This is a genomic window from Nitrospiria bacterium (assembly GCA_036397255.1).
Taxonomy (GTDB): Bacteria; Nitrospirota; Nitrospiria; order DASWJH01; family DASWJH01; genus DASWJH01.
On sequence record DASWJH010000014.1, the window covers coordinates 1 to 18,697 of the forward strand.

The 18,697-nt window shown below is 45.2% G+C and carries 19 protein-coding genes; 5 read left to right on the forward strand and 14 right to left on the reverse strand.

Annotation, left to right across the window (positions count from 1 at the left end; genetic code table 11):
- Nucleotides 1–248: hypothetical protein (locus VGB26_01875; protein ID HEX9756532.1), on the forward strand; the 248-nt coding region annotated here is incomplete at its 5' end.
- Nucleotides 249–266: 18 nt separating this feature from the next.
- Here VGB26_01875 and uvrC read toward each other — a convergent pair.
- The 5 genes from uvrC to VGB26_01900 all read right to left on the reverse strand — a co-directional run bounded on the left by uvrC (nt 267) and on the right by VGB26_01900 (nt 6,312).
- Nucleotides 267–2,087, reverse strand: coding sequence for an excinuclease ABC subunit UvrC (gene uvrC, locus VGB26_01880; protein HEX9756533.1), 1,821 nt, complete (start codon nt 2,085–2,087; stop codon nt 267–269).
- A 124-nt stretch (nt 2,088–2,211) separates the two neighbouring features.
- On the reverse strand, nt 2,212–3,615 hold the full coding sequence (locus VGB26_01885; protein HEX9756534.1) for a hypothetical protein: 1,404 nt from the start codon (nt 3,613–3,615) through the stop codon (nt 2,212–2,214).
- Nucleotides 3,616–4,034: 419 nt separating this feature from the next.
- Complete coding sequence (locus VGB26_01890) at nt 4,035–5,210, reverse strand: porin (protein ID HEX9756535.1); 1,176 nt, start codon at nt 5,208–5,210, stop codon at nt 4,035–4,037.
- A gap of 193 nt (nt 5,211–5,403) precedes the next feature.
- Nucleotides 5,404–5,847, reverse strand: coding sequence for a c-type cytochrome (locus VGB26_01895; GenBank protein ID HEX9756536.1), 444 nt, complete (start codon nt 5,845–5,847; stop codon nt 5,404–5,406).
- Between the two features lie 21 nt (nt 5,848–5,868).
- Nucleotides 5,869–6,312 carry a c-type cytochrome gene (locus VGB26_01900; protein HEX9756537.1) on the reverse strand — a complete coding sequence of 148 codons (444 nt, stop codon included), beginning with the start codon at nt 6,310–6,312 and terminating at the stop codon, nt 5,869–5,871.
- A 305-nt stretch (nt 6,313–6,617) separates the two neighbouring features.
- Between VGB26_01900 and VGB26_01905 the strand changes: the two genes are divergently transcribed.
- Genes VGB26_01905 through VGB26_01920 form a run of 4 tightly spaced genes read left to right on the forward strand, consistent with a single transcriptional unit; the run spans nt 6,618 to nt 10,426 of the window.
- Entirely contained in the window at nt 6,618–7,211 is a 594-nt protein-coding gene (locus VGB26_01905) for a chorismate lyase (GenBank protein HEX9756538.1), read from the forward strand.
- Between the two features lie 43 nt (nt 7,212–7,254).
- Entirely contained in the window at nt 7,255–8,142 is an 888-nt protein-coding gene (gene ubiA / locus VGB26_01910; GenBank protein ID HEX9756539.1) for a 4-hydroxybenzoate octaprenyltransferase, read from the forward strand.
- Entirely contained in the window at nt 8,142–9,599 is a 1,458-nt protein-coding gene (locus VGB26_01915) for a UbiD family decarboxylase (GenBank protein ID HEX9756540.1), read from the forward strand. The genes ubiA and VGB26_01915 overlap by 1 nt, the downstream gene beginning before the upstream one ends.
- Before the next feature lie 2 nt (nt 9,600–9,601).
- On the forward strand, nt 9,602–10,426 hold the full coding sequence (locus VGB26_01920) for a formylglycine-generating enzyme family protein (protein ID HEX9756541.1): 825 nt from the start codon (nt 9,602–9,604) through the stop codon (nt 10,424–10,426).
- Here VGB26_01920 and VGB26_01925 read toward each other — a convergent pair.
- The 9 genes from VGB26_01925 to VGB26_01965 form a co-directional block, all read right to left on the reverse strand.
- Nucleotides 10,418–11,281 carry a cytochrome c gene (locus VGB26_01925; protein ID HEX9756542.1) on the reverse strand — a complete coding sequence of 288 codons (864 nt, stop codon included), beginning with the start codon at nt 11,279–11,281 and terminating at the stop codon, nt 10,418–10,420. The genes VGB26_01920 and VGB26_01925 overlap by 9 nt on opposite strands.
- A complete protein-coding gene (locus VGB26_01930) occupies nt 11,274–12,080 on the reverse strand; it encodes an ethylbenzene dehydrogenase-related protein (GenBank protein ID HEX9756543.1) in 807 nt (268 codons plus the stop codon). Before VGB26_01930 ends, VGB26_01925 begins: the two co-directional genes overlap by 8 nt.
- Before the next feature lies 1 nt (nt 12,081).
- A complete protein-coding gene (locus tag VGB26_01935) occupies nt 12,082–12,819 on the reverse strand; it encodes a cytochrome c (protein HEX9756544.1) in 738 nt (245 codons plus the stop codon).
- Between the two features lie 29 nt (nt 12,820–12,848).
- Nucleotides 12,849–13,613 carry a cytochrome c gene (locus VGB26_01940; protein ID HEX9756545.1) on the reverse strand — a complete coding sequence of 255 codons (765 nt, stop codon included), beginning with the start codon at nt 13,611–13,613 and terminating at the stop codon, nt 12,849–12,851.
- Between the two features lie 44 nt (nt 13,614–13,657).
- Nucleotides 13,658–15,463: a cytochrome ubiquinol oxidase subunit I gene (locus tag VGB26_01945; GenBank protein HEX9756546.1), complete on the reverse strand. Its 1,806-nt coding sequence runs from the start codon at nt 15,461–15,463 to the stop codon at nt 13,658–13,660.
- The gene (locus VGB26_01950) at nt 15,460–15,735 is read right to left on the reverse strand and encodes a hypothetical protein (protein ID HEX9756547.1); all 276 of its coding nucleotides are present in this window, start codon (nt 15,733–15,735) and stop codon (nt 15,460–15,462) included. The genes VGB26_01945 and VGB26_01950 overlap by 4 nt, the downstream gene beginning before the upstream one ends.
- Nucleotides 15,736–15,809: 74 nt before the next feature.
- A complete protein-coding gene (locus VGB26_01955) occupies nt 15,810–16,883 on the reverse strand; it encodes a cytochrome bc complex cytochrome b subunit (GenBank protein HEX9756548.1) in 1,074 nt (357 codons plus the stop codon).
- A 3-nt stretch (nt 16,884–16,886) separates the two neighbouring features.
- Entirely contained in the window at nt 16,887–17,837 is a 951-nt protein-coding gene (locus tag VGB26_01960; GenBank protein ID HEX9756549.1) for a ubiquinol-cytochrome c reductase iron-sulfur subunit, read from the reverse strand.
- A 14-nt stretch (nt 17,838–17,851) separates the two neighbouring features.
- Nucleotides 17,852–18,694, reverse strand: coding sequence for a c-type cytochrome (locus VGB26_01965; protein HEX9756550.1), 843 nt, complete (start codon nt 18,692–18,694; stop codon nt 17,852–17,854).
- Between the last annotated feature and the right edge of the window lie 3 nt (nt 18,695–18,697).

The window sequence follows — 18,697 nt, forward strand, 5'->3', positions numbered from 1 at the left end:
AAGACAGGTCAGACCGGTACTCTCAGAACCTGACAAGAACAGCGGCCAACAAAGGCCAAATCTCTGATGAGGAGAGAGTGCGCGGATTCCATCGGGGCCAGGAAACTAATCAGATTTCCACTCACAGGCCGGATATATGTAAGCAATCTGTTCCTTGTTTGCCTCAATTGAAAAACATCCTTGCGAAACGGGATGGGTCCATATATGTTTTAGGGATCCTCTATTCGTTTCCAAACGGGGATAATTGAAAATAGGCAAGGTCCTTTTTATTTTTCCCCATGTAATTCACTAAACACTTGTTCCGCCAAATTTGGGGAAATACCCGGTACTTTTTGAAGCTCCTCCAAGGGGGCTTCTCTCATCCGTTCCAGGCTCCCAAAATATTTTAATAGTAACCTTTTTCGGACAGGTCCCACTCCGCTTATAAAATCAAGGGATGATGCAAAGCCTGTTTTTTTCCGTAGCTTTCTATGGTAGGTAATTGCAAATCGATGGGCCTCATCCCGGATTCTTTGAAGAAGATGGGTGGCGGGGGAGTCAGGGGGCATGGGAATGGCTTCCGGTTGACCCGGGAGAAAAACCCTTTCCTCTTTTTCTCCTTTTGCTTTTGCCAGCCCCAAAACTTCAATTCCCTGAAGACTTAGCGTTTCCAAAATCTCGCACCCTGCATTTAACTGGCCTTTACCTCCATCGATTATTATGAGATCAGGCTTTTCTTTTCCTTCTGTTATCACCTTTAAATAATGCCGATGAAGCACCTCCTGAAGCATGGCAAAATCATTTGACCCTTTGACGCTTTTAATCCGAAAATGACGATATTCTTTTGGCCTTTCTGACCCCCCTTTCCACACCACCATGGATCCCACGGAATCCCCTCCCATCAAATTGGAAATATCAAAACCTTCGATTCGGTTAGGAATAACCCTTAACCCTAAAAGTTTTTGAAGGGTCTCACTTTCTTTGATCCCTTTCTTTAAACCCCGAAGTTTTTCACGAAGTGCAACAGAGGCATTTTCCTGGACCAACCGGACCAACTCCAAATCTTTCCCTCTTTGAGCCCAAACCAGGCGTAATGGCCCCTTTCGTTGTGATGTTAACCATTCCGTCATCAGAGGGGCTTCCTCCAAGGGTGTTGGAAAAATAATTTTCTCAGGAATCAAACGATCCCCAAGGTAAAACTGGGAAATAGCAGTTCGGAAAATCTCCTGATCCTTCATCTCTCCCACATCTTCCCAAAAGAAATCTTTACGCCCGATCAATAATCCCCCTCGGACAAAAAAGATCTGAAGATCTGCGGCGCTCCCTTCCCTTGCCAACGCAATCACATCAAGGTTGCTTTGGTGGACGGATGTAATCCGTTGTTTCTCAAGAATGCGTTCAATTTTTGCAACTCGGTCCCTCAAACGGGCGGCTTCTTCAAAATGCAGGAGCTGTGCTTCTTGGACCATTTTTTTCTTTAAAGATTTCAACAACTCTTTATTCTTCCCTTCCAGAAAAAGACGGACCTGATGGACAATTTTGAAATAATCCGTCTGACTTTGATTCCCTGTGCAAGGAGCCAAACACCGCTTTATTTCAAATTCTATACAAGCTCTGGGGGCTTTGCCGTCAATCTCAATCTCACAGGTTGCCAGGGGAAATGTTTTATGGATGACTTTAAGTGTTTCACGAAGAGCATTGGTGGGTACAAAGGGGCCAAAATAAAGGGCCCCGTCATTTTGAATCCGGCGAACCACTTCTAACCGGGGAAAAGCGTCTTGGATGGGAAGCCTCAAATAAGGGTAATTTTTATCGTCCCTTAAAACCACGTTATAACGGGGCCGGTGTTTTTTGATGAGGTTATTCTCAAGAATCAGTGCTTCCAATTCGCTCTGCGTAACAATATATTCCACATGAAACACCTGGTTGACCATGGATTGAGTTTTTGGAGTCAGGGTTGCGCTTTTTTGGAAATACGAACCCACCCGGTCTGATAAAACTTTGGCCTTTCCAATATAAAGGATACTTCCCCTTCTATCCTTCATGAGGTAAACCCCGGGATTATTGGGAAAATGTTTAATGGTGTCTTGAAGGCTTTCCTTTTTCATAGATCCGGTTATCTTACTGATCCTCAATAAACCCTGTCAATGAACAGATTAATTCAAAAATGACCAACCATAGAGAAAAAAAAAGCCCCGGGAGAAATCCCGGGGCTCAAAGAGAACCAAATCACTAAAAAACAAAACTTAATTCAAGAACACCGACAATTTTATCATCGGGAGAAGGGCCACCAGCTGCGGTTTTCCAAAAATCTCCCGCAATCAGGTAACCAATTCCCGCCAAAAAGCTTAAATTCTCATCTAACTGAATTTTTGCGGTTCCATCTATTTCTACACCCACGTCTTTTTCATTAATAGTTGCTGAACGATCCTCCGCAGATCTTGCCCAAATCACATCTCCTTGTAAAGTTAACCTTTCCATAGGGCTCATACTTCCGGTTCCTTTTACTGCAAGTAATCCAGCTCCACCAATACAATTAGGAACCCCACCTAAACTTGCCCCAGTTACACTTAAACAGGTTCCATCTTTGGGAGCCAGTGATCGTGCACCCCCGTTGGTAAGGATGATCCCTGTGGGGTAATTCCCATCTATTCCATTGATGTTGACATCCGAATCAGTTGGGTCATCACCGGAGGCGTACAAAAAGGTTAGACCCACATTTGCAGGGCCAACATCCATTGCGCCAAAGAGCTCAACATTCAGACCCTCCACATCCACGTCCCCGCCCCCAATGAGGTCGGCACTTCCATTAAAGAAATCAACTTCACCACCCACTGTGAGAGGCCCCACATTGGCATCCGCGGTTAACCCCACCAAAATGGTATTCCAATCCAAAGAAGGAACTGTTCCAGCCGGAGCAAAATAAGCTGCATTAGGGGCACGATCTTGTATATAACCGATAAACAAATTTGTTTTTAGTTCAGGGGTAGGGTCAAAAGCCACATTTCCAACGTAAACGTCCGTATCAGATCCGGCACCAAACCCACTATTTCCAATGGCAACCCCCGTACTGGTATTGTCAATTACTTTATAATTTGAAACCGAGAGGGTTGCCGGGCCTAAGGGAACATCCACAAAAATACCATCCACTGGATCATCAAAAACGATGCTATGTCCGAGGATGTTTAGTTTCCGACCTGCCGAAAGCTTTGCAACCTGCAAATCGGCTTCAATATAGGCTTGGAGCAAAGCAAAACGGTTATCGGCTGGTCCAAAAGGCACATCACCCTCAACAGGGGTTCCAGCGTTACCGCCTGACCCAAAACGTAAGTTACCTGTATTACCCTGACTCGTGTAATCAAGAGTAACAACACCTTTTGCTATTCCCGCCGTGACTGTTGTGGTTAAAAGAAACCGCATACTGTTGTAAGCTTCCTCATCATCACAATTTGCATTAGAGTTAGCCGCACAACCAGTAGTCCCACTAGTCCCTTTATCATAATGGTCAACGAGGTTGTCTGTGTAAAACCCTCTGACTCTAAAATCCCCGTCCACTTCAATATTTGCCGCCAATGACGGCAGAACATCTAAGAAAAGAAAGACAGCTACTATTGAAAGTCCTATCCACTTTCTCATGTTCTCCTCCTCAAGTTAATGGTGGATTTAGTCTATTTCCTTAATACAACTTTATCGGTCTCTGAGGGTTAATTCTTAAAGTTATTTTCTTGCGATACAATCACCCCCTCATTCTAATTGATGGTTGAAATATTCACCATAAAAAGAGAAAACTTTTTCCTAAAAAATCGGAGGGACTATAACACCGTTTTTTTGGGTTGTCAAGAATTTAATTTTAAAATTAAGGGGATATACAATTTTTTTTCCGAATGGACTAAAACCACTCTTCAGGAATAATATTTTATGGTGGGACTGTCTTCTATTTCCCCCTGAAAAGGAAATTAAACCAACTAGACATTTTCTAGTCACCTTCTTTCTAAAAAAAACCCGGCCAAAAATTGGAATCTGGCCGGGCTTTCATATTGTGATACCTGGGATTCTTAAAAGCTGTAGACGACTCCCACGGTGACCGTGTCTTGCTGACTTTTATCAGACGATCCGGTATCCGAGGCGAAGACGCTTTCCGTTGACCAATCACGACGGTATTCCAACCGTGTTAAAAGACCATCCGAGACTTTGTATTCGCCTGTGAGGGTAACCTCCTTGGCAATCTGGAGTGCACCCGTGGTACCGGCTTTATCGTCATCATACCATTCAAAACGAGCCGCAACGGCCGAGGCATCTGTGGGCGTGAATCTGGCATAGGCGGCAATTCCAGTCCAAATGGCGTCCGGCGCAGTTGGAAACGTATACCAACCATAATCATAGTTGAGCGCGAAGGACAACATATCCGTGGGGGCATATGTCACGATCGTGTCCAGCACATGCCGCTTGTCACCCACGGCTTCAGTTCCCCCAATCCAGTTCTGGATAATCGTAAGTCCCTCAATTGGAGTAACCCCTAATGTGGCGCCGAATGTCTTGCCAGCATTGTTCTCAACCACATTATTCCAGCCGTTATAGACATAGCCGTTGATCCAGAAGTTCTCATGGGCATGGCTGACCCGTATCCCGGAGTGATAGAAGGGGATGGCGAATGAAAATAGAAACCCTCTGGAGTAGTTCCAGTTGTCCTGGCTTTCGATCACCTCATAACCCATGTGGGTTACAAACTTTCCCGCATCGATGACCCACATGGAAGACGGCGACCAACTCACATAAGCCTGCTGAATATTTTTAAAAGGCTCTTCGGTATCCGCGTCCCCTGCTGTATCACAATTGACGGAGCCACAGTGGACAAAATCGGTGGTCGTTCCATAGTCCAAATCGACTCGAAATCCTACCGGTTCAGGAGCCCTGGAAATCGCCAATTCCGCCAGGCTTAACGCAAATTGATCATTATAGAAATCAAAGTTTCTAAATTGATTCATCCTACCTGCTGGCCCGCTACCCGGATCGTTAAAGTTATAGCCGTAATACACATCCACAAACCCTTCCACCTGAACATTCTCAAACCACTTTTCTCCATCTTGTGCAAAAGAAGCTCCTGGGTCTATGAGGCCTAGGCTCATCAGAAAACCAGCCAGCACCATGATTCTAGACCCTTGCGCTATCAATTTTCCTAAACCAAAGAACTTGAACCTTCTAGGATTTTGAAATATTCGCTGCTTTTTCATGTTCTACTTCCTTTCATTTTTTAAAGAGACTTTAACACAGTTTACCTTCACTTCCCGAACTGCCCAGGGGTAGAACAACTTTTAACGAACATAAAACTCCAAATAACATCCCTCCCTGGAGCCGACATCAATGTCATGACATTTCACATCGCTGTGTTAGTTTCCGACGGACACTCGCCGGCGAGACGGGCAATCACTCCTTTGGTTGCCCCAACGATCTTTCATAAAGTAAAACAAGCCAGCCTTCTTCTTCGTTTATGACCGACCCAATCATCGGCATCATAGCTGTACCAGGACTGCCGTTTTTAATTACCCAATAAAGCTCCCCATCGGTTTTTGCCTCGTGAAAAGCTGAATTGGTGAAATTTCTAGGAGAAGGATCCAATCCGGGAGCGGCTAAACCGTCCCCTTTTCCTTCCTTTCCGTGACAGGTAAAACAGGTTCCCTTTCCATGGTATAAAACGCTTCCCCTCGCGATGTTTTCTGCGGTTGGGGGAAAGGGGTTTTTAACTGCCTGGGCTTTCTCCAATTGATCGTGAGAAACCCGAGGCTGAAGGGGATCCCGTTCGGCTCCCCATAGTGGAGCCGAAGAAAGAGCCACCCACATAAACAGTAAATAAAGGGCGGAAGACTTCATACGGCCCCAAAATCTCATCAATTACTTTCCGCCGCCGAGGCTCCTTTCAAAAAGAATGGTGAGCCACGCTTCATCCTCGGTAATAATTGCGGGTGCATAGGAAATCATACCGGTTCCCGCACTTCCGTTTTTAATAATCCAATGCATTTCTCCTTCGGTCCTGATTTTATGGAATTCAGGATTGGAAAAATTTCGGGGTGAGGGATCCAGTGCCGCACCGGCTGGGCCGTCACCCTTCCCCTCATTACCATGACAGGTAAAGCAAGTCCCTTTTCCTGTGAAAATTTCCTTACCCTTTGCGATATTCTCAGGGGTGGCAGGGAACGGATTTTTCATGGCTTTAGCAGCTGCCAACTGATCGGCTGGGACACGGGTATCTTTAATATCCGCTTCCACTGCAAAGCTATTGGTTGCTATGAAGACAGTGAGCATTGCCATTAACATTCCAACTTTCCAAAACTTCATTTCTCTTTCCTCCTCCATTTTCTTTCTCGTTATCTTAACCAAACAATTTTGTTTTCAATTCCAAATACCAATTTTGCTTCGGGTTTGTTTTGTCTCTTTTGAAAGAATCACAAGAAAAGCCATTGGCAGATGGAAACTTCAACCCCTTTCTTTCGAAAGAAAAGGCTCTTTTTTAGAAAACAAGGGGGTAATATAAGGATAAAGGGGTTAGTTGTCAAGCACTTTTTGCTTCATTCAAATTTTAAAATAAGGGCAAAAAAGGTATTCTTGACAGTGTTTTTTAATTTGAGTAATATCTCTTGTTCATGGCTTTTTCGATGCATCCTACCTTTCCCTGGACCGACCTGAAGGGCCTTTTAACCCTTGACAAAAAAAAAGGCCTTAACCCTTTATTCCGACTGATCCTGACATCGGATGGAACGGTCACCCGGTTAATTGAAATTTTAACCCTTCATCCGGTCACCGTGGAAATGATTTCCCATAAAAGGACCCCCTTAGAAAAAGAAGAGGCCTATTTTCTTGAACTGGACCCTGGAAAACCAGCCATTGAACGAACCGTTTGGCTCCGGGTTTTGAACCAACGCTTGGTTTTTGCCACCTCCTTTATTCCCATGGAAGATTTAAACCAAACCGTTTATGATAGGCTGGAAGAAAGTAAAAAATCTTTGGGAACCCTCATATCCGAATTTCATTTCCCGGTCATTCGGGATAAAATGAGTTTCTGCCAGGTTCTATGTCCTGAAATCGCACAGGCATTGGAAAAGCCCCCTTTAGAGCTTTTCTGGGCCCGACGTTACCGTTTAAAAATAGAAAAGGTTCTTCAGGCTTTTATTATCGAGGTTTTTTCACCCCATTTAGAGACAACTCCCTATCCTCCAAACGGCTCTTTATTAAAATGAACCCTTTGAACCCAACACCTTTTAAAAATGCAGGATATTTTTGGTGAGTTCTAACCCCCACTGGAAAACCATTTCAGAGTTAATTCGGTTGGATCGATCCTATGGAACCCTCCTTCTCCTTCTTCCAACCCTTTGGGCTTTAATCCTGGCAAGTGAGGGCGTTCCCTCCATGAAACTTCTTTTGGTTTTCACCGTTGGAACATTTCTGATGAGAAGCGCTGGATGTGTTGTGAATGACATGGCAGATCAGAAAATCGACCGGTGGGTAGCTCGCACCAAAGAAAGGCCTCTCGCCTCTCAACGAATATCACAAAAAGAAGCCCTTATGGTTCTGTTTGTTTTCCTCCTCCTCTCTGCTTCCCTGCTTTTCTTTTTAAACCCACTGACCCGCTTCCTTAGTTTCGTCGGCCTGGGTTTAGCCATGATTTATCCATTCACGAAAAGGATCACCCATTATCCTCAGTTGGTTCTGGGAATTGCTTTCGCCTGGGGTCCTCTGATGGCTTGGGCAGCGGTACGAAATTCCATTGAACTGCCTTGTATTTTTATTTTTTTGGCTACTTTATGTTGGACCATGGGATACGACACCATCTATGCACTGCTCGACAAAAATGATGATCAGAAGATCGGAATAAAATCCACAGCGATTCTCTTTGGAGAAAAAACCTGGGTTGCACTGGGAACGTTTTTTGCCCTTACTTTTTTGTTTCTCTTTTGGGTTGGACTCCTGACCCAGCGGACGTTTGTTTATTACGTTTTTCTCTTTTTGATCGCCCCGAGCTTTATTTATCAAGTCTACAAAATTAAAACCAACCCGGAATCCCCATTGGCCTTTACCCTTTTTAAATCCCACGTTGGAATTGGGACCTTGGTTTTGATAGGCATCCTTTTGGATTTTTGGAATCAACAGCAAACCGGAGCATTCCCCTGATGCCTTACTCAGACCTTCGCGATTTTTTAAAATTTTTGGAGCAAAAAGGACAGCTTTTGCGGATTAAATCCGAAATTGATCCCCGCTTAGAAATTACCGAAGTCCTCAATCGCCTGCTGGCAAAAGGGGGTCCGGCGGTCCTATTTGAAAAGGTAAAAGGACATTCTATTCCCGTGGTGGCAAACCTCTTCGGGACGTTGGAGCGGATCGCCTGGGGGCTGGACACAACAGTGGAGGGCCTGAAGGAAATTGGAGAGTTTCTAGCTTTTCTACAGCACCCGGAACCTCCAAAAAGTTTGGTGGATGCCGTTAAAAAACTTCCTCTGTACGGTCAGGTATTCACCTTAGCACCCAAAAAAGTAAAAAAAGCTCCCTGTCAAGAAGTCATCCTAGAAGGAAAGGATATTGATCTTTCCAAATTTCCGATTCTCACCTGCTGGCCCGATGATGCAGCCCCCCAAATTACATGGTCTTTGGTTATAACCAAACCTCCGGATGATGGCCCCTATAACATCGGGATTTATCGAATGCAGGTCGAAGGGCCAGATCGAACACTGATGCGGTGGCTCAAACATCACGGAGGGGCCAAACATTATCGAGCATGGAAAAAAGCGGGGAAAGCCATGCCCGTGGCAGTCGCCATTGGCACCGATCCAGGAATGATGGTGGCCGCCGTCACGCCGGTTCCTGAACGAATGAGTGAATTCCACTTTGCCGGTCTACTTCGAAAAAAAGCCGTGGAATTGGTTTCTTGCCGGACGATTCCTTTAGAGGTCCCGGCAACCAGTGAAATGATATTAGAAGGGGAAATTCATCCCGATGAAGAAGCCCCTGAAGGGCCCCATGGAGATCATACCGGTTATTATAATTCGGTGGAACCCTTTCCTGTTTTCCGGCTCAAATGTATTACACATCGCCGAAATCCTTACTATTTGACCACCACCACCGGTCGGCCTCCCCGAGAGGATGCCATGACCGGTCTTGCCCTCAATATTATATTTCTACCCCTTCTTCGGCAACATTTTCCAGAAGTGGTTGATTTTCACCTTCCCATGGAAGGAGTTTCCTACCGTTTTGCGATTATTTCCATTAAGAAAGAATACCCCGGCCACGCCAAACGCATGATGATGGGACTTTGGGGGTTTTTAAAACAATTTTTATATGTGAAATTTATCATCATTGTGGATGATGATATCGATGTAAGGAAATGGGAAGATATTATATGGGCCATCGCCACCCGGGTGGATCCAGTCCGGGACGTAACCATGATTGACCATAGCCCCATTGATTATCTTGATTTTGCCTCCCCTCTCCCAGAGTTGGGGTCCAAAATGGGAATTGATGCCACCACCAAAATCCCTCCCGAAACCATTCGGGAATGGGGTAAAAAAATTACCATGGATCCAGAAGTGGTTAAACGGGTTGACCAGCTTTGGAAGGAGCTGGGCCTAAATTAAAAATGGTCCGTTTGGTTACCGTCCTCATACTTTTCCCGACTCTTTTGATGATTTATTTCACTATGACCGGGTGCACCAGTACGCCCCATGACATGGTCTGGGTTCCCGGTGGGCCTTTTATCATGGGAACCCATGAAGTAGACACCGAGGGGAAAGCACTGGAGTTAGGAATTGTGAAACCCTGGTTTTCAGATGAACACCCTTCCCACAAGGTTACCCTGGATCCTTATTATATTGATCGTTATGAGGTAACACAGGGTGAGTACGGCCAGTTCGTCTCCAAAACAAACAAACGTCCTCCAGCAGACTGGAGTGGAAGAAGATCTCCCCCAGATCGGGAACGCCATCCCGTGGTTTTCGTCAGTTGGCGGAACGCAAGCGACTATTGTAAATGGAAGGGTAAACGGCTCCCGAATGAAGCAGAATGGGAAAAGGCAGCGAGAGGAAATGATGAAAGAATTTACCCCTGGGGAAACACCTTTGACCAAAACCGCTCCAATATCGGGGGTTTCATTGGAAAAACCCTTCCGGTGGGAAGTTATGAAAATGGAAAAAGCCCCTACGGCGCATACGATATGATCGGAAACGTTTGGGAATGGACCTCCGACTGGTATCAGGCCTACCCGGGAAATACTGAAAATTCTGAGGATTTTGGGGAAAAATTCAAAGTGTTACGGGGAAGTTCCTGGGCCGGGGTGGGGCATTTCCCGGGAGAGGAAGCCGGAAAAATCCTAGCCCATAATTCCCGTGTGACCTTTCGTCTTTTTTCAAACCCGGAGGAAAGTGAATTAAATGATGTGGGTTTTCGCTGTGCGAAATCAGCCTGACTTACCGCTGTTTCCTTTCTCGGCCTTTGGAATATCGGCCTGGAGGGTTTTTAAGTAAAGGGTAATGGCCAAGGCATCCTGATCGGGCATGGCAAAATCTGGCATTTTGGTTTCTTTTTTAATGGAGGAAGCATACTGTATCCAACGATAAATCCATTTGGAATTAAACCGCTTTCCTGCGCGTGATAAATCAGGTCCCACTTCTCCTCCCTCACCATTAATTTTGTGACAGCCCATACAAGCATATTTTTCATTAATAAGGTACGCTCCCTCTTTAACCAAACGGTCTTTTTCTGCATTTTGAATGCCGTCAAAATCCACATTCACAGGTTTTTGGACCGAACCCTTTTTTTCATGAATTTCTTCAGCTTCCACCACCACCTTTTCCGCATCGTTTTTATGAAGGGTTCTGATAAAAGCCACTAAAGACCAAATCTCATCATCCGAAAGGGTGGAACCCCAATAGGGCATCAATGTTGAGCCAAAACCATATTCTTCATCCATAACCTTTGCAGGTTTAATGGACCCATCATCCCAAACAACCCCGGATAACCCTTTCTTTATGGCATTAAAGATATCGTCATTGCTTGCATCGGCCATATACCGCTCACCCGCATCGGTTAAATCTCTAGGGTGGGGATCCAGATTATCCGCATTAAAGCCTTTTCCGTTGCCTTTTTCCCCATGACAAGCGGCGCAATAGAAAGAAAAAAGTTTTTTTCCATGGGAAACCTCTTTGCTCTCAAACAGGGCACAGCTTACAAAAAGGGTGGTAAAAACGCCAAGGAGGGTAAAATAAAGGAAAGGTTTAAATCGTTCAAAGGGTTTTATAGGTTTACTGTAATGGTTAAGCATTTGATGACCTTTTTCTAATTCGACGTATCAAAAACCATTCAAAGAGAAAGGCTCCAGCCACTGCAAGACCTGCATAAAAATAAATCCCTTGATCAGGGAGAGGCTCTGCCCTGAAATACCACCAGGAGGAAATAGCCTTTTTACTTCCTTCTTCCCGGTTTTCTCCATCCCAAATGGCAAAAGCTATCTGTTTAAACTCACCGGGTTTGATCAGAACATCTTTTTCATCACCGGTTTCCAATTTTCTACTAAAAACAACCCGCCACACCCCATCTTTCCAAACCCCGTGTCCAGTCACATCTTGCTGGCTATGGGCTTTCAGGGTTCCAAAACCCTTGGCCTGCATATCCATAAACTTATCTTCCTTCCAATACCAAATGTTCACAAAACCACCCTCCACCTGGATCATGGGTTGGGCATGGGCAAAATGGGATTTTTCCTCACCCACGGGGAATTCAATGGCAGCCGCATCTTTAGGTCCCTGTACGGGATCCTGGTATTCGAGCAAAATAGCGAGTTCCTCTCCGTTATGAAGTGATCGAACTTTTACCGTTTTGGCCGTGGGCTCCGAATACAGCCTCGGCTCCCAATGAACCTGAGCACTCATGGGAAATTCTACAACCTGACCTTTTTCATCCCAAAGGGGTGACATCGGATCATCCCCTGGAACGGGCCCATCGATGAGTTTTGAATAAACCACAACCCCACCTTCCTGGGCCAATGCTAAACCAGTGTGAAAGGAAAAACCAAAAACCATAAGAGGAATAAATAGGATGAAATTTATTTTTAATTTTTCCATGTTATTCCCACGTTCTCGGCTCATGTCCTGAGGCACTAAATTCATAATGAATAATTTTCCAAATATCCTCATCCGATAAAGGTTTCCCTCCACGTGCCGGCATTTTTCCCCATCTGGGCATGGCCGAGTTCCAGGGCTGCCCCTCCACAGGAAGGCCTACCCCACCATTCTTGATTCTCCAAAACAGATAGGATTCCTGCAACATGGCAATGGTGGTGGGGTCCTTAAAATTAGCGGGCGGAGGGTTAAACCCGTGGGCCTGAGGTCCTTTTCCGTCCAATTTTCCTCCATGACAGGGCGCGCAATACACGGAAAAAAGCGCTCCCCCATATTGGATGTTGGTTTTTGTTTTGGGAACCGGATTGGAAAGCCCCATAAATTCTGATGGAGGGGCCGGGTGGACCACGCGCTGTTCCGCAGGAGGCTGATCGCTGGGGGCCAATTTTCCATACACATTCATTCCGATGAAGAGAGGAAAAATAATCAGGACACCAATACGAAGGAAAGAACCCACCCCCGATTGGCCTTTTCCTCCCGCCAAAAATCGGGATATGGGGCCATAAAACTCCTCGCTTTTATCCTCGAAAAGACTAACATAGACCAATATGGCGATTAAGGTCAGGACCATATACATCATGACCATGCTGAAGGGAAGGGGGGGTTGAATCAGTTTTACGCCAACGTAAACCACGATAAGGAGTATTACAGCCTTTATCAAAATGGACAGATTTTTAAACATCTTGTAACCTCCCTCCTTTTACGAACCCCTTACATATCTTCCGAAACGGTTTTAAATTGCCCCAAATAGGCGGTAAGGTCATTTAAATCTTTTACCGACAACCTGGCACTGAAACCTTTGTGATCGGAGGTTGTGGTTTCTTGTAAAGCGCCCATTAAGAAAATGGCATTCTCTTGCTGTGATTTCGGTAAAAGGTCGGAAACCTCTTTTGCCTTGGATTGGGATTTTGTTTCTCCATGGCAATTTCCACAACCGAGTTTACCAAAAACCGCACGCCCTTGATTCGGGTCACCCGAAACCATGATCACGGCTTCAGCCGGTTTCACCAGCTCCGAAGGATCCACCGTAACATATTCTTGACCCCCTGTGCTTTGAACAAAGGCAATCACAGCAAGAAGTTCGTTTTCTGAAAGCCCAATGGGGGGTTTATTGATTGGGGGCATTTGTGCCCCAAAAGCCTTTGGAGGGCTGTATTGATATTGCTTATAAATAAATGCGCTGGGTTGGGTTAGGCTTTCATAGATAAATTCACGTGAAAGTTTAGCCCCCACTCCGGAAAGATTAGGACAACGTCCCCCCTCACCACCAATGGTATGGCAAAGGGCACACTTTCCTTTTCCGAAGAAAATGGCTTGTCCCAGGGAGACCAGGTCTTCTTTGGTCTCAATAGCGGCGAAGTCAAGGGTTCCTTCGTCCGGGGGTAAAGAAGGCTGGGAAGGAATGGAATAGGCAATGTAAGCAAAAACCAAGAGGACACTGGCCACAAAGAAAAGTGTTTTAAGGAAATAATGCATTGGAGTGGATCCCCCTATTCAAAAAAAACTTGTTCAAATAAAGCTCAGACAGAATCTTTTGCCTCCGCCATTGCACCTTCCTGGAGACCTGTGTAAGGCTTTTTCTCCCCCCCTTTTTGGGTAGCCAGGGAAGCAACCCAAAAGATAAATGCCACCAGCAAACAAAATATAAAGGTACAAAGCGCCATAAAAGCGCCCGCATGACCCAAAGCCGGTGAATAGGCATAGGGGGTCATATCTCGCATCACCCCGTAAATATGCCAGTGAACCCGAGAGGCTGATCGGGCATAACCCATTAAGGTCATGGTTAAAATGACAATGACCGCGTTTAAAACCAGGCAGTACTGAGCTCGGGCTGGCATCCGTCCCCAGGTCATTTTAGTGGTCATCTTCGCGCTTTTTAAAAGAGCCCCCGTCAATGGGGTAACGGAAATGAGGACAAATAAAACAATAAGAACTTGCGCAACCGAAAACTGGTTAATTCGGACAATGGCCGGGACAAAATACCCCCAAACCCCAAGAACAATCACCCCAATCACTGCACCACCGAACAACAGGTACTGCAACCAATCGGCCACTTTGAACCATTTTACGATGGGTTCCTTACCCGCCCGCCAATACATCAGAAAGCTGATAAAGGTAACCAGAATCATAATATTCACAACGGTGAGTTTTGCGGACATCACCCCGAAAACCCCCAAAATCGGATGGTGGGTTCCACCCAACTTTCTCGCTTCCTCAAGGCTGGCCACAAGGCTGTGGGGGGTCATCCACACCGCCAGACAGACGATGAGAATGGAAAGCATCATCAACATATATTTCCGATATTTTATTCCACCACCTTCAATTCGATACACCAATCCGGTCCAAAAATAATAGTTGGCCCCAATAAAGAGGACCCCAATTAAGATGGCTTGAAGAATAAACAACCAAGAAAGAAATCCGCCCATGAGGGTAATCCCCATTTGCTGGTTGTATTCATAAACCTCCCGCATCAGCCAGTATCCTGCAAAGGGAAGGGGGAGAAGCCCAAAAATCCCGATGAAGTTCCCAATATAACCCATCCAGTCGTAGTGTTCTCTCTCCTCCTGAGTCTTGGCCCCCAGATATCGGATCCCAGCATAGGCACCGCAAATAAATCCACCCAAAACGATATTTGCAATAAAACGGTGAATATTGACAGGCCACCAGGTGGGGTTATGAACAGCCGCCCAGGCTTTTTCCATGGCATTCATGGCTTCGGGAAGGACCACAGGACTCGCCTGGAAGGTGGCCCAGGCGTTTGCGGTAATCATGATATAAAAACCGAAGACATTGAGCATCAACCCCAGGAAAAGATGGAGCCATTTTCGGTTCATCATGGCATCCCAGCCATACCAATAAAGATAAAGAACCGGTGTTTCTAAAAGAAAAAGAATGCCGTAGACCACATAGGAAGGGAAGAAAATATCCGATAAGTATGTAAAGAACTTGGGATAAAGCCCAATCAATAAGAAGAGGAGGATTCCTCCAAAAAGAGCCGTTGTTGCATAAGACGCGGTAAGTAGTTTGGTGAATTCCTTCGCCAGTTTGTCAAACCGCATATCCCCTGTTCGAAATCCGATGAACTCGCAAATAAGGGCAAAGATCGGCACACCCAAAACAAAACCCGCAAACAGGAGATGGATTTGAGCAATAATCCAAATGAGGTTGCGGCTTCCGATAAAGGGAATATCATTATAGGCAGGACCTGTTGCGGCTTCTTCTTGGGCAAGGCTCGGTTCCGCTAAAACCATAAGCCCTAATAAAAAAGCAAAACCTGCCATATGCAAGGGGTTAAAAACAGTGAAAATGTTTTTAAACCGTTTCATTTGTCACCCCCCTTTTGGGAATCTTTTTCCTTTGGGTTCTTTTCTTTTCCCTCTTTTTCCTTTTCTACTATGTTTTCTTCCACTTGAGTTAAAATCCCTTCGACCGTCAAAATAGCTTCTTCAGGCTCAAGCACCTTAATTACCTCTTCTTCATCCCCTTCCTGATGTTTGCTGAAATGCACAGGCAAAAAAATCCAAAACAAAAAAACCGTAAAAAGAGAAATGCTCAAAAAAACGGTGAGGGTTAACCCCTGGTCTTTTGGAATACTCATGGAATCAAACCCCCAGCCCCTATTTCAAATTTGATTTCCAAAGGTTTTTTTATATTTTCCCCTTCCAGTTTCATTTAATGGTTCTCTCGACTGAGAATAGCCAGCCATGTGAGAACAGCAATTGAAATCATGGTTAGGCTCCATCCCATAATGGCGAAAGGGCGTTTCTTGAGATGACGTTCAGGGCTTACGTTAAGAAACGGAAGAAGAACCAAAACCAAGGCAAAAAGGCCGGGAATTCCAACCGCTCCCATAAAACTCCCGAATTCTCCCGAAAAAATGGGAATGCGCAAAAGTTGAAACAGGAACAGAAAATACCATTCGGGCTCGGGGTTAAAATCCGAGGCCTCTGGAGAAGCTTCTTCCATTAAATGAACAGGCTCGATAAAGGTCATTAAAACAATCAGGACAAACACCACTCCCATGGCCACAATATCTTTATAAACCTGAGTGGGAAAGAAATACTCGGATTTTTTTTCAAGTTCCTCCTTGGAACCCTTAAAAGGACCTGCGGGACCAGCCCTTCGGAATAAAAACACGTGCAATCCAGCCAATCCCATAAGAGAAAGGGGAAGAATCATGACATGAATCACATAAAAACGGTTCAAGGTTTGGGCTCCTGGAATAGCCCCCCCTTTTAAAAACCTTCCCATGAAATCGCCCAAAATAGGAATTTTGTCAAAAATTTCCACGCCAACCGTGGTTGCCCAATAAGCCCGCTGATCCCACGGAAGCAGGTAACCCGTAAAACCGAAGCCCAAGACCAAACTTAGAAGAACCAAACCCACCAACCAAACCATCTCCCGTGGTTTTTTGTAGGCCCCCCACAAAAAAACCTGAGACATATGAATGACCGCCATGATCACCATGGCCGATGATCCCCAAAAATGAAAGCTGATGATAAACCAGCCATAGGGAAGTTCGTTAATAATGTATTGGGTGCTATCATAGGCATGATCGGCAGAGGGGGTGTAATAAAACATGAGCATGATGCCCGTGAGGACTTGAAGGGAAAAAATAAACAGAAGGCAGGATCCGAAGGTATAGGCATACCGGGCCCCACCAGGGATGGGCTCGTTGAGCATCTTGGCTTGGAGCTGTTTTAAATCAATCCGCTCGTCAACCCAGTTATAAATCTTTTCAAACATGAGCTATAAAATCCGGATAACGTGAGTCCGTCCCGCCTTATATTCGGCGTCAATCACCTCTACGGTTCCCCCGGGACTCACTTTGGTGGGCATTATATCGAGGGGACGGGGGGCAGGTCCATCCAGCACTTCCCCGTCTGGGCCATAAATGCTGAGGTGGCAGGGGCACCAAAACACCCTTCCAAAGCGTTTATGATTTTCTTTCCAGCGGTAAGCACAACCTAAATGTGGACATTTTCCAGAGAAAACGGTGAATTCAGAATCTGCATCATTCTCCCAAATCACCTTTCCATCGGTACCATGAAACTCCAGGGCTTTGCTTCCGTAGAGTTTCTCTCTTAGGTTGATCACCTTTTCTTTGAGATTATCCGATGTCCTAACCACCCAATGAGACTTTTTAAATTTCCGGACCAGGTAGCCCTCTTTAATTTCACGCTCGAAATGGACAAGTTTTGGAACATCCGTTTCTGGAAATTGTTGTGCCCTTGCAACGGTAAACCAGGAGTTATTAAATGGTTGATAGAGTGGGTGAATCAGATACCGAATAATGGGGTAAACCAGGGGAAGGGCAATCACAACCCCAATGGCATGGGTAAACTTCATAAAAAAAGAACGTCGGGACAAATCTTTTTCCAGTTCTGGAAGGGGAACCAGTGTCTCACCGGGGGAAACCTCCTCCATCCGGCGCTCCAATCCCGCAATTTCAACTTCACTGAGTTGGACAAAATTCTCCCGTTTCAGCTTGGGAAAATTTGAAAACTCCGATGAAGAACAACTTAAAACCGCATGTTCTCCCTCCACCGCAACCAAATTAAAAGGGACCACCCATTCCTGGCTTCTTCCCCGAACCACAATGTGGCTGATATTTTTGGTAATAGGATCGGCGATAACCCTTGAAATTTCACCGACCTCTTCATCACCACATCTGACTTTGAATTTAATTTTAATGGACATAATTTATTTGAATATTAATGTTTGTTATGATCGTGGTGAATCAACTTAGGCGTATCCACTTTGGGGTTTTTCAAAGTGAGAAGGTAGGCAACGAGCGCATCTAACTCGGATTCATCCATTAGCTCGGAATAATTATCGGGCATGGTCTCCTTTTTATGTTCCTTCTCAAACCCCTCGGAATAAGCGAAATTAGGCTCAAAAACTTTCCTTTTAATTTCCTCTGCAGGAACGATATTTCCAATATTATCCATTTTGGGTCCCCGCTTTTTAGTTCCCCCTTTTCCCCCGATCTTGTGGCAGTTATAACACTCATAAAGGTCATACACCTCCGCGCCGTAAGCGATGGTTTCTTCGGGACTCAGTTTTTCCCCGGGTTTCCGTTTTTTTTTCATAATATCTTCTAAATTGAGTTTAAGATCCCCACCCCCCTCCAACTGTTCTAACCTGACGAGTAGGGTATCTGCTTTTTCCGTTAATTCCTGCGATTTTGCATAAAGATCATGAAGAGACACCGCTTGAGAACCTTCGTATTTTTTAAGGATTTTTGCAATTTTTCCTTTTTCCCACTCAGGATCATATTGTGGAAGAAGGTTTGCGGCGACGGTAAACACCGCAGTACAAACGATGAAAAATACGGCTATTCCAATGGTCGCTTTTACCCCCGAAAATTCCTTCATGGGGGGCTTATCCAACAGGACAAAAACCATTAATCCCAAAAGCGCATAGAAAGCAAACATGGCCTGAAAGACGAAAGCAAACCCTAATAAACCGGAACCAAAAAAAAGGCCAACGCCAATGATCACGGAGGCAATCACTTTCCACTTTAGGATTTCAAACCAACTTTTTGGATGGTCCATCTC

Coding starts and splice junctions, on each gene's coding strand:
- VGB26_01960 (HEX9756549.1), bottom strand. CDS start 17,837: ATGTCCATTAAAATTAAATTCAAAGTCAGATGTGGTGATGAAGAGGTC.
- VGB26_01920 (HEX9756541.1), top strand. CDS start 9,602: ATGGTCCGTTTGGTTACCGTCCTCATACTTTTCCCGACTCTTTTGATG.
- VGB26_01885 (HEX9756534.1), bottom strand. CDS start 3,615: ATGAGAAAGTGGATAGGACTTTCAATAGTAGCTGTCTTTCTTTTCTTA.
- uvrC (HEX9756533.1), bottom strand. CDS start 2,087: ATGAAAAAGGAAAGCCTTCAAGACACCATTAAACATTTTCCCAATAAT.
- VGB26_01935 (HEX9756544.1), bottom strand. CDS start 12,819: ATGTTTAAAAATCTGTCCATTTTGATAAAGGCTGTAATACTCCTTATC.
- VGB26_01895 (HEX9756536.1), bottom strand. CDS start 5,847: ATGAAGTCTTCCGCCCTTTATTTACTGTTTATGTGGGTGGCTCTTTCT.
- VGB26_01925 (HEX9756542.1), bottom strand. CDS start 11,281: ATGCTTAACCATTACAGTAAACCTATAAAACCCTTTGAACGATTTAAA.
- VGB26_01955 (HEX9756548.1), bottom strand. CDS start 16,883: ATGTTTGAAAAGATTTATAACTGGGTTGACGAGCGGATTGATTTAAAA.
- VGB26_01905 (HEX9756538.1), top strand. CDS start 6,618: ATGGCTTTTTCGATGCATCCTACCTTTCCCTGGACCGACCTGAAGGGC.
- VGB26_01965 (HEX9756550.1), bottom strand. CDS start 18,694: ATGGACCATCCAAAAAGTTGGTTTGAAATCCTAAAGTGGAAAGTGATT.
- VGB26_01945 (HEX9756546.1), bottom strand. CDS start 15,463: ATGAAACGGTTTAAAAACATTTTCACTGTTTTTAACCCCTTGCATATG.
- VGB26_01890 (HEX9756535.1), bottom strand. CDS start 5,210: ATGAAAAAGCAGCGAATATTTCAAAATCCTAGAAGGTTCAAGTTCTTT.
- VGB26_01900 (HEX9756537.1), bottom strand. CDS start 6,312: ATGAAGTTTTGGAAAGTTGGAATGTTAATGGCAATGCTCACTGTCTTC.
- VGB26_01950 (HEX9756547.1), bottom strand. CDS start 15,735: ATGAGTATTCCAAAAGACCAGGGGTTAACCCTCACCGTTTTTTTGAGC.
- VGB26_01940 (HEX9756545.1), bottom strand. CDS start 13,613: ATGCATTATTTCCTTAAAACACTTTTCTTTGTGGCCAGTGTCCTCTTG.
- VGB26_01915 (HEX9756540.1), top strand. CDS start 8,142: ATGCCTTACTCAGACCTTCGCGATTTTTTAAAATTTTTGGAGCAAAAA.
- VGB26_01930 (HEX9756543.1), bottom strand. CDS start 12,080: ATGGAAAAATTAAAAATAAATTTCATCCTATTTATTCCTCTTATGGTT.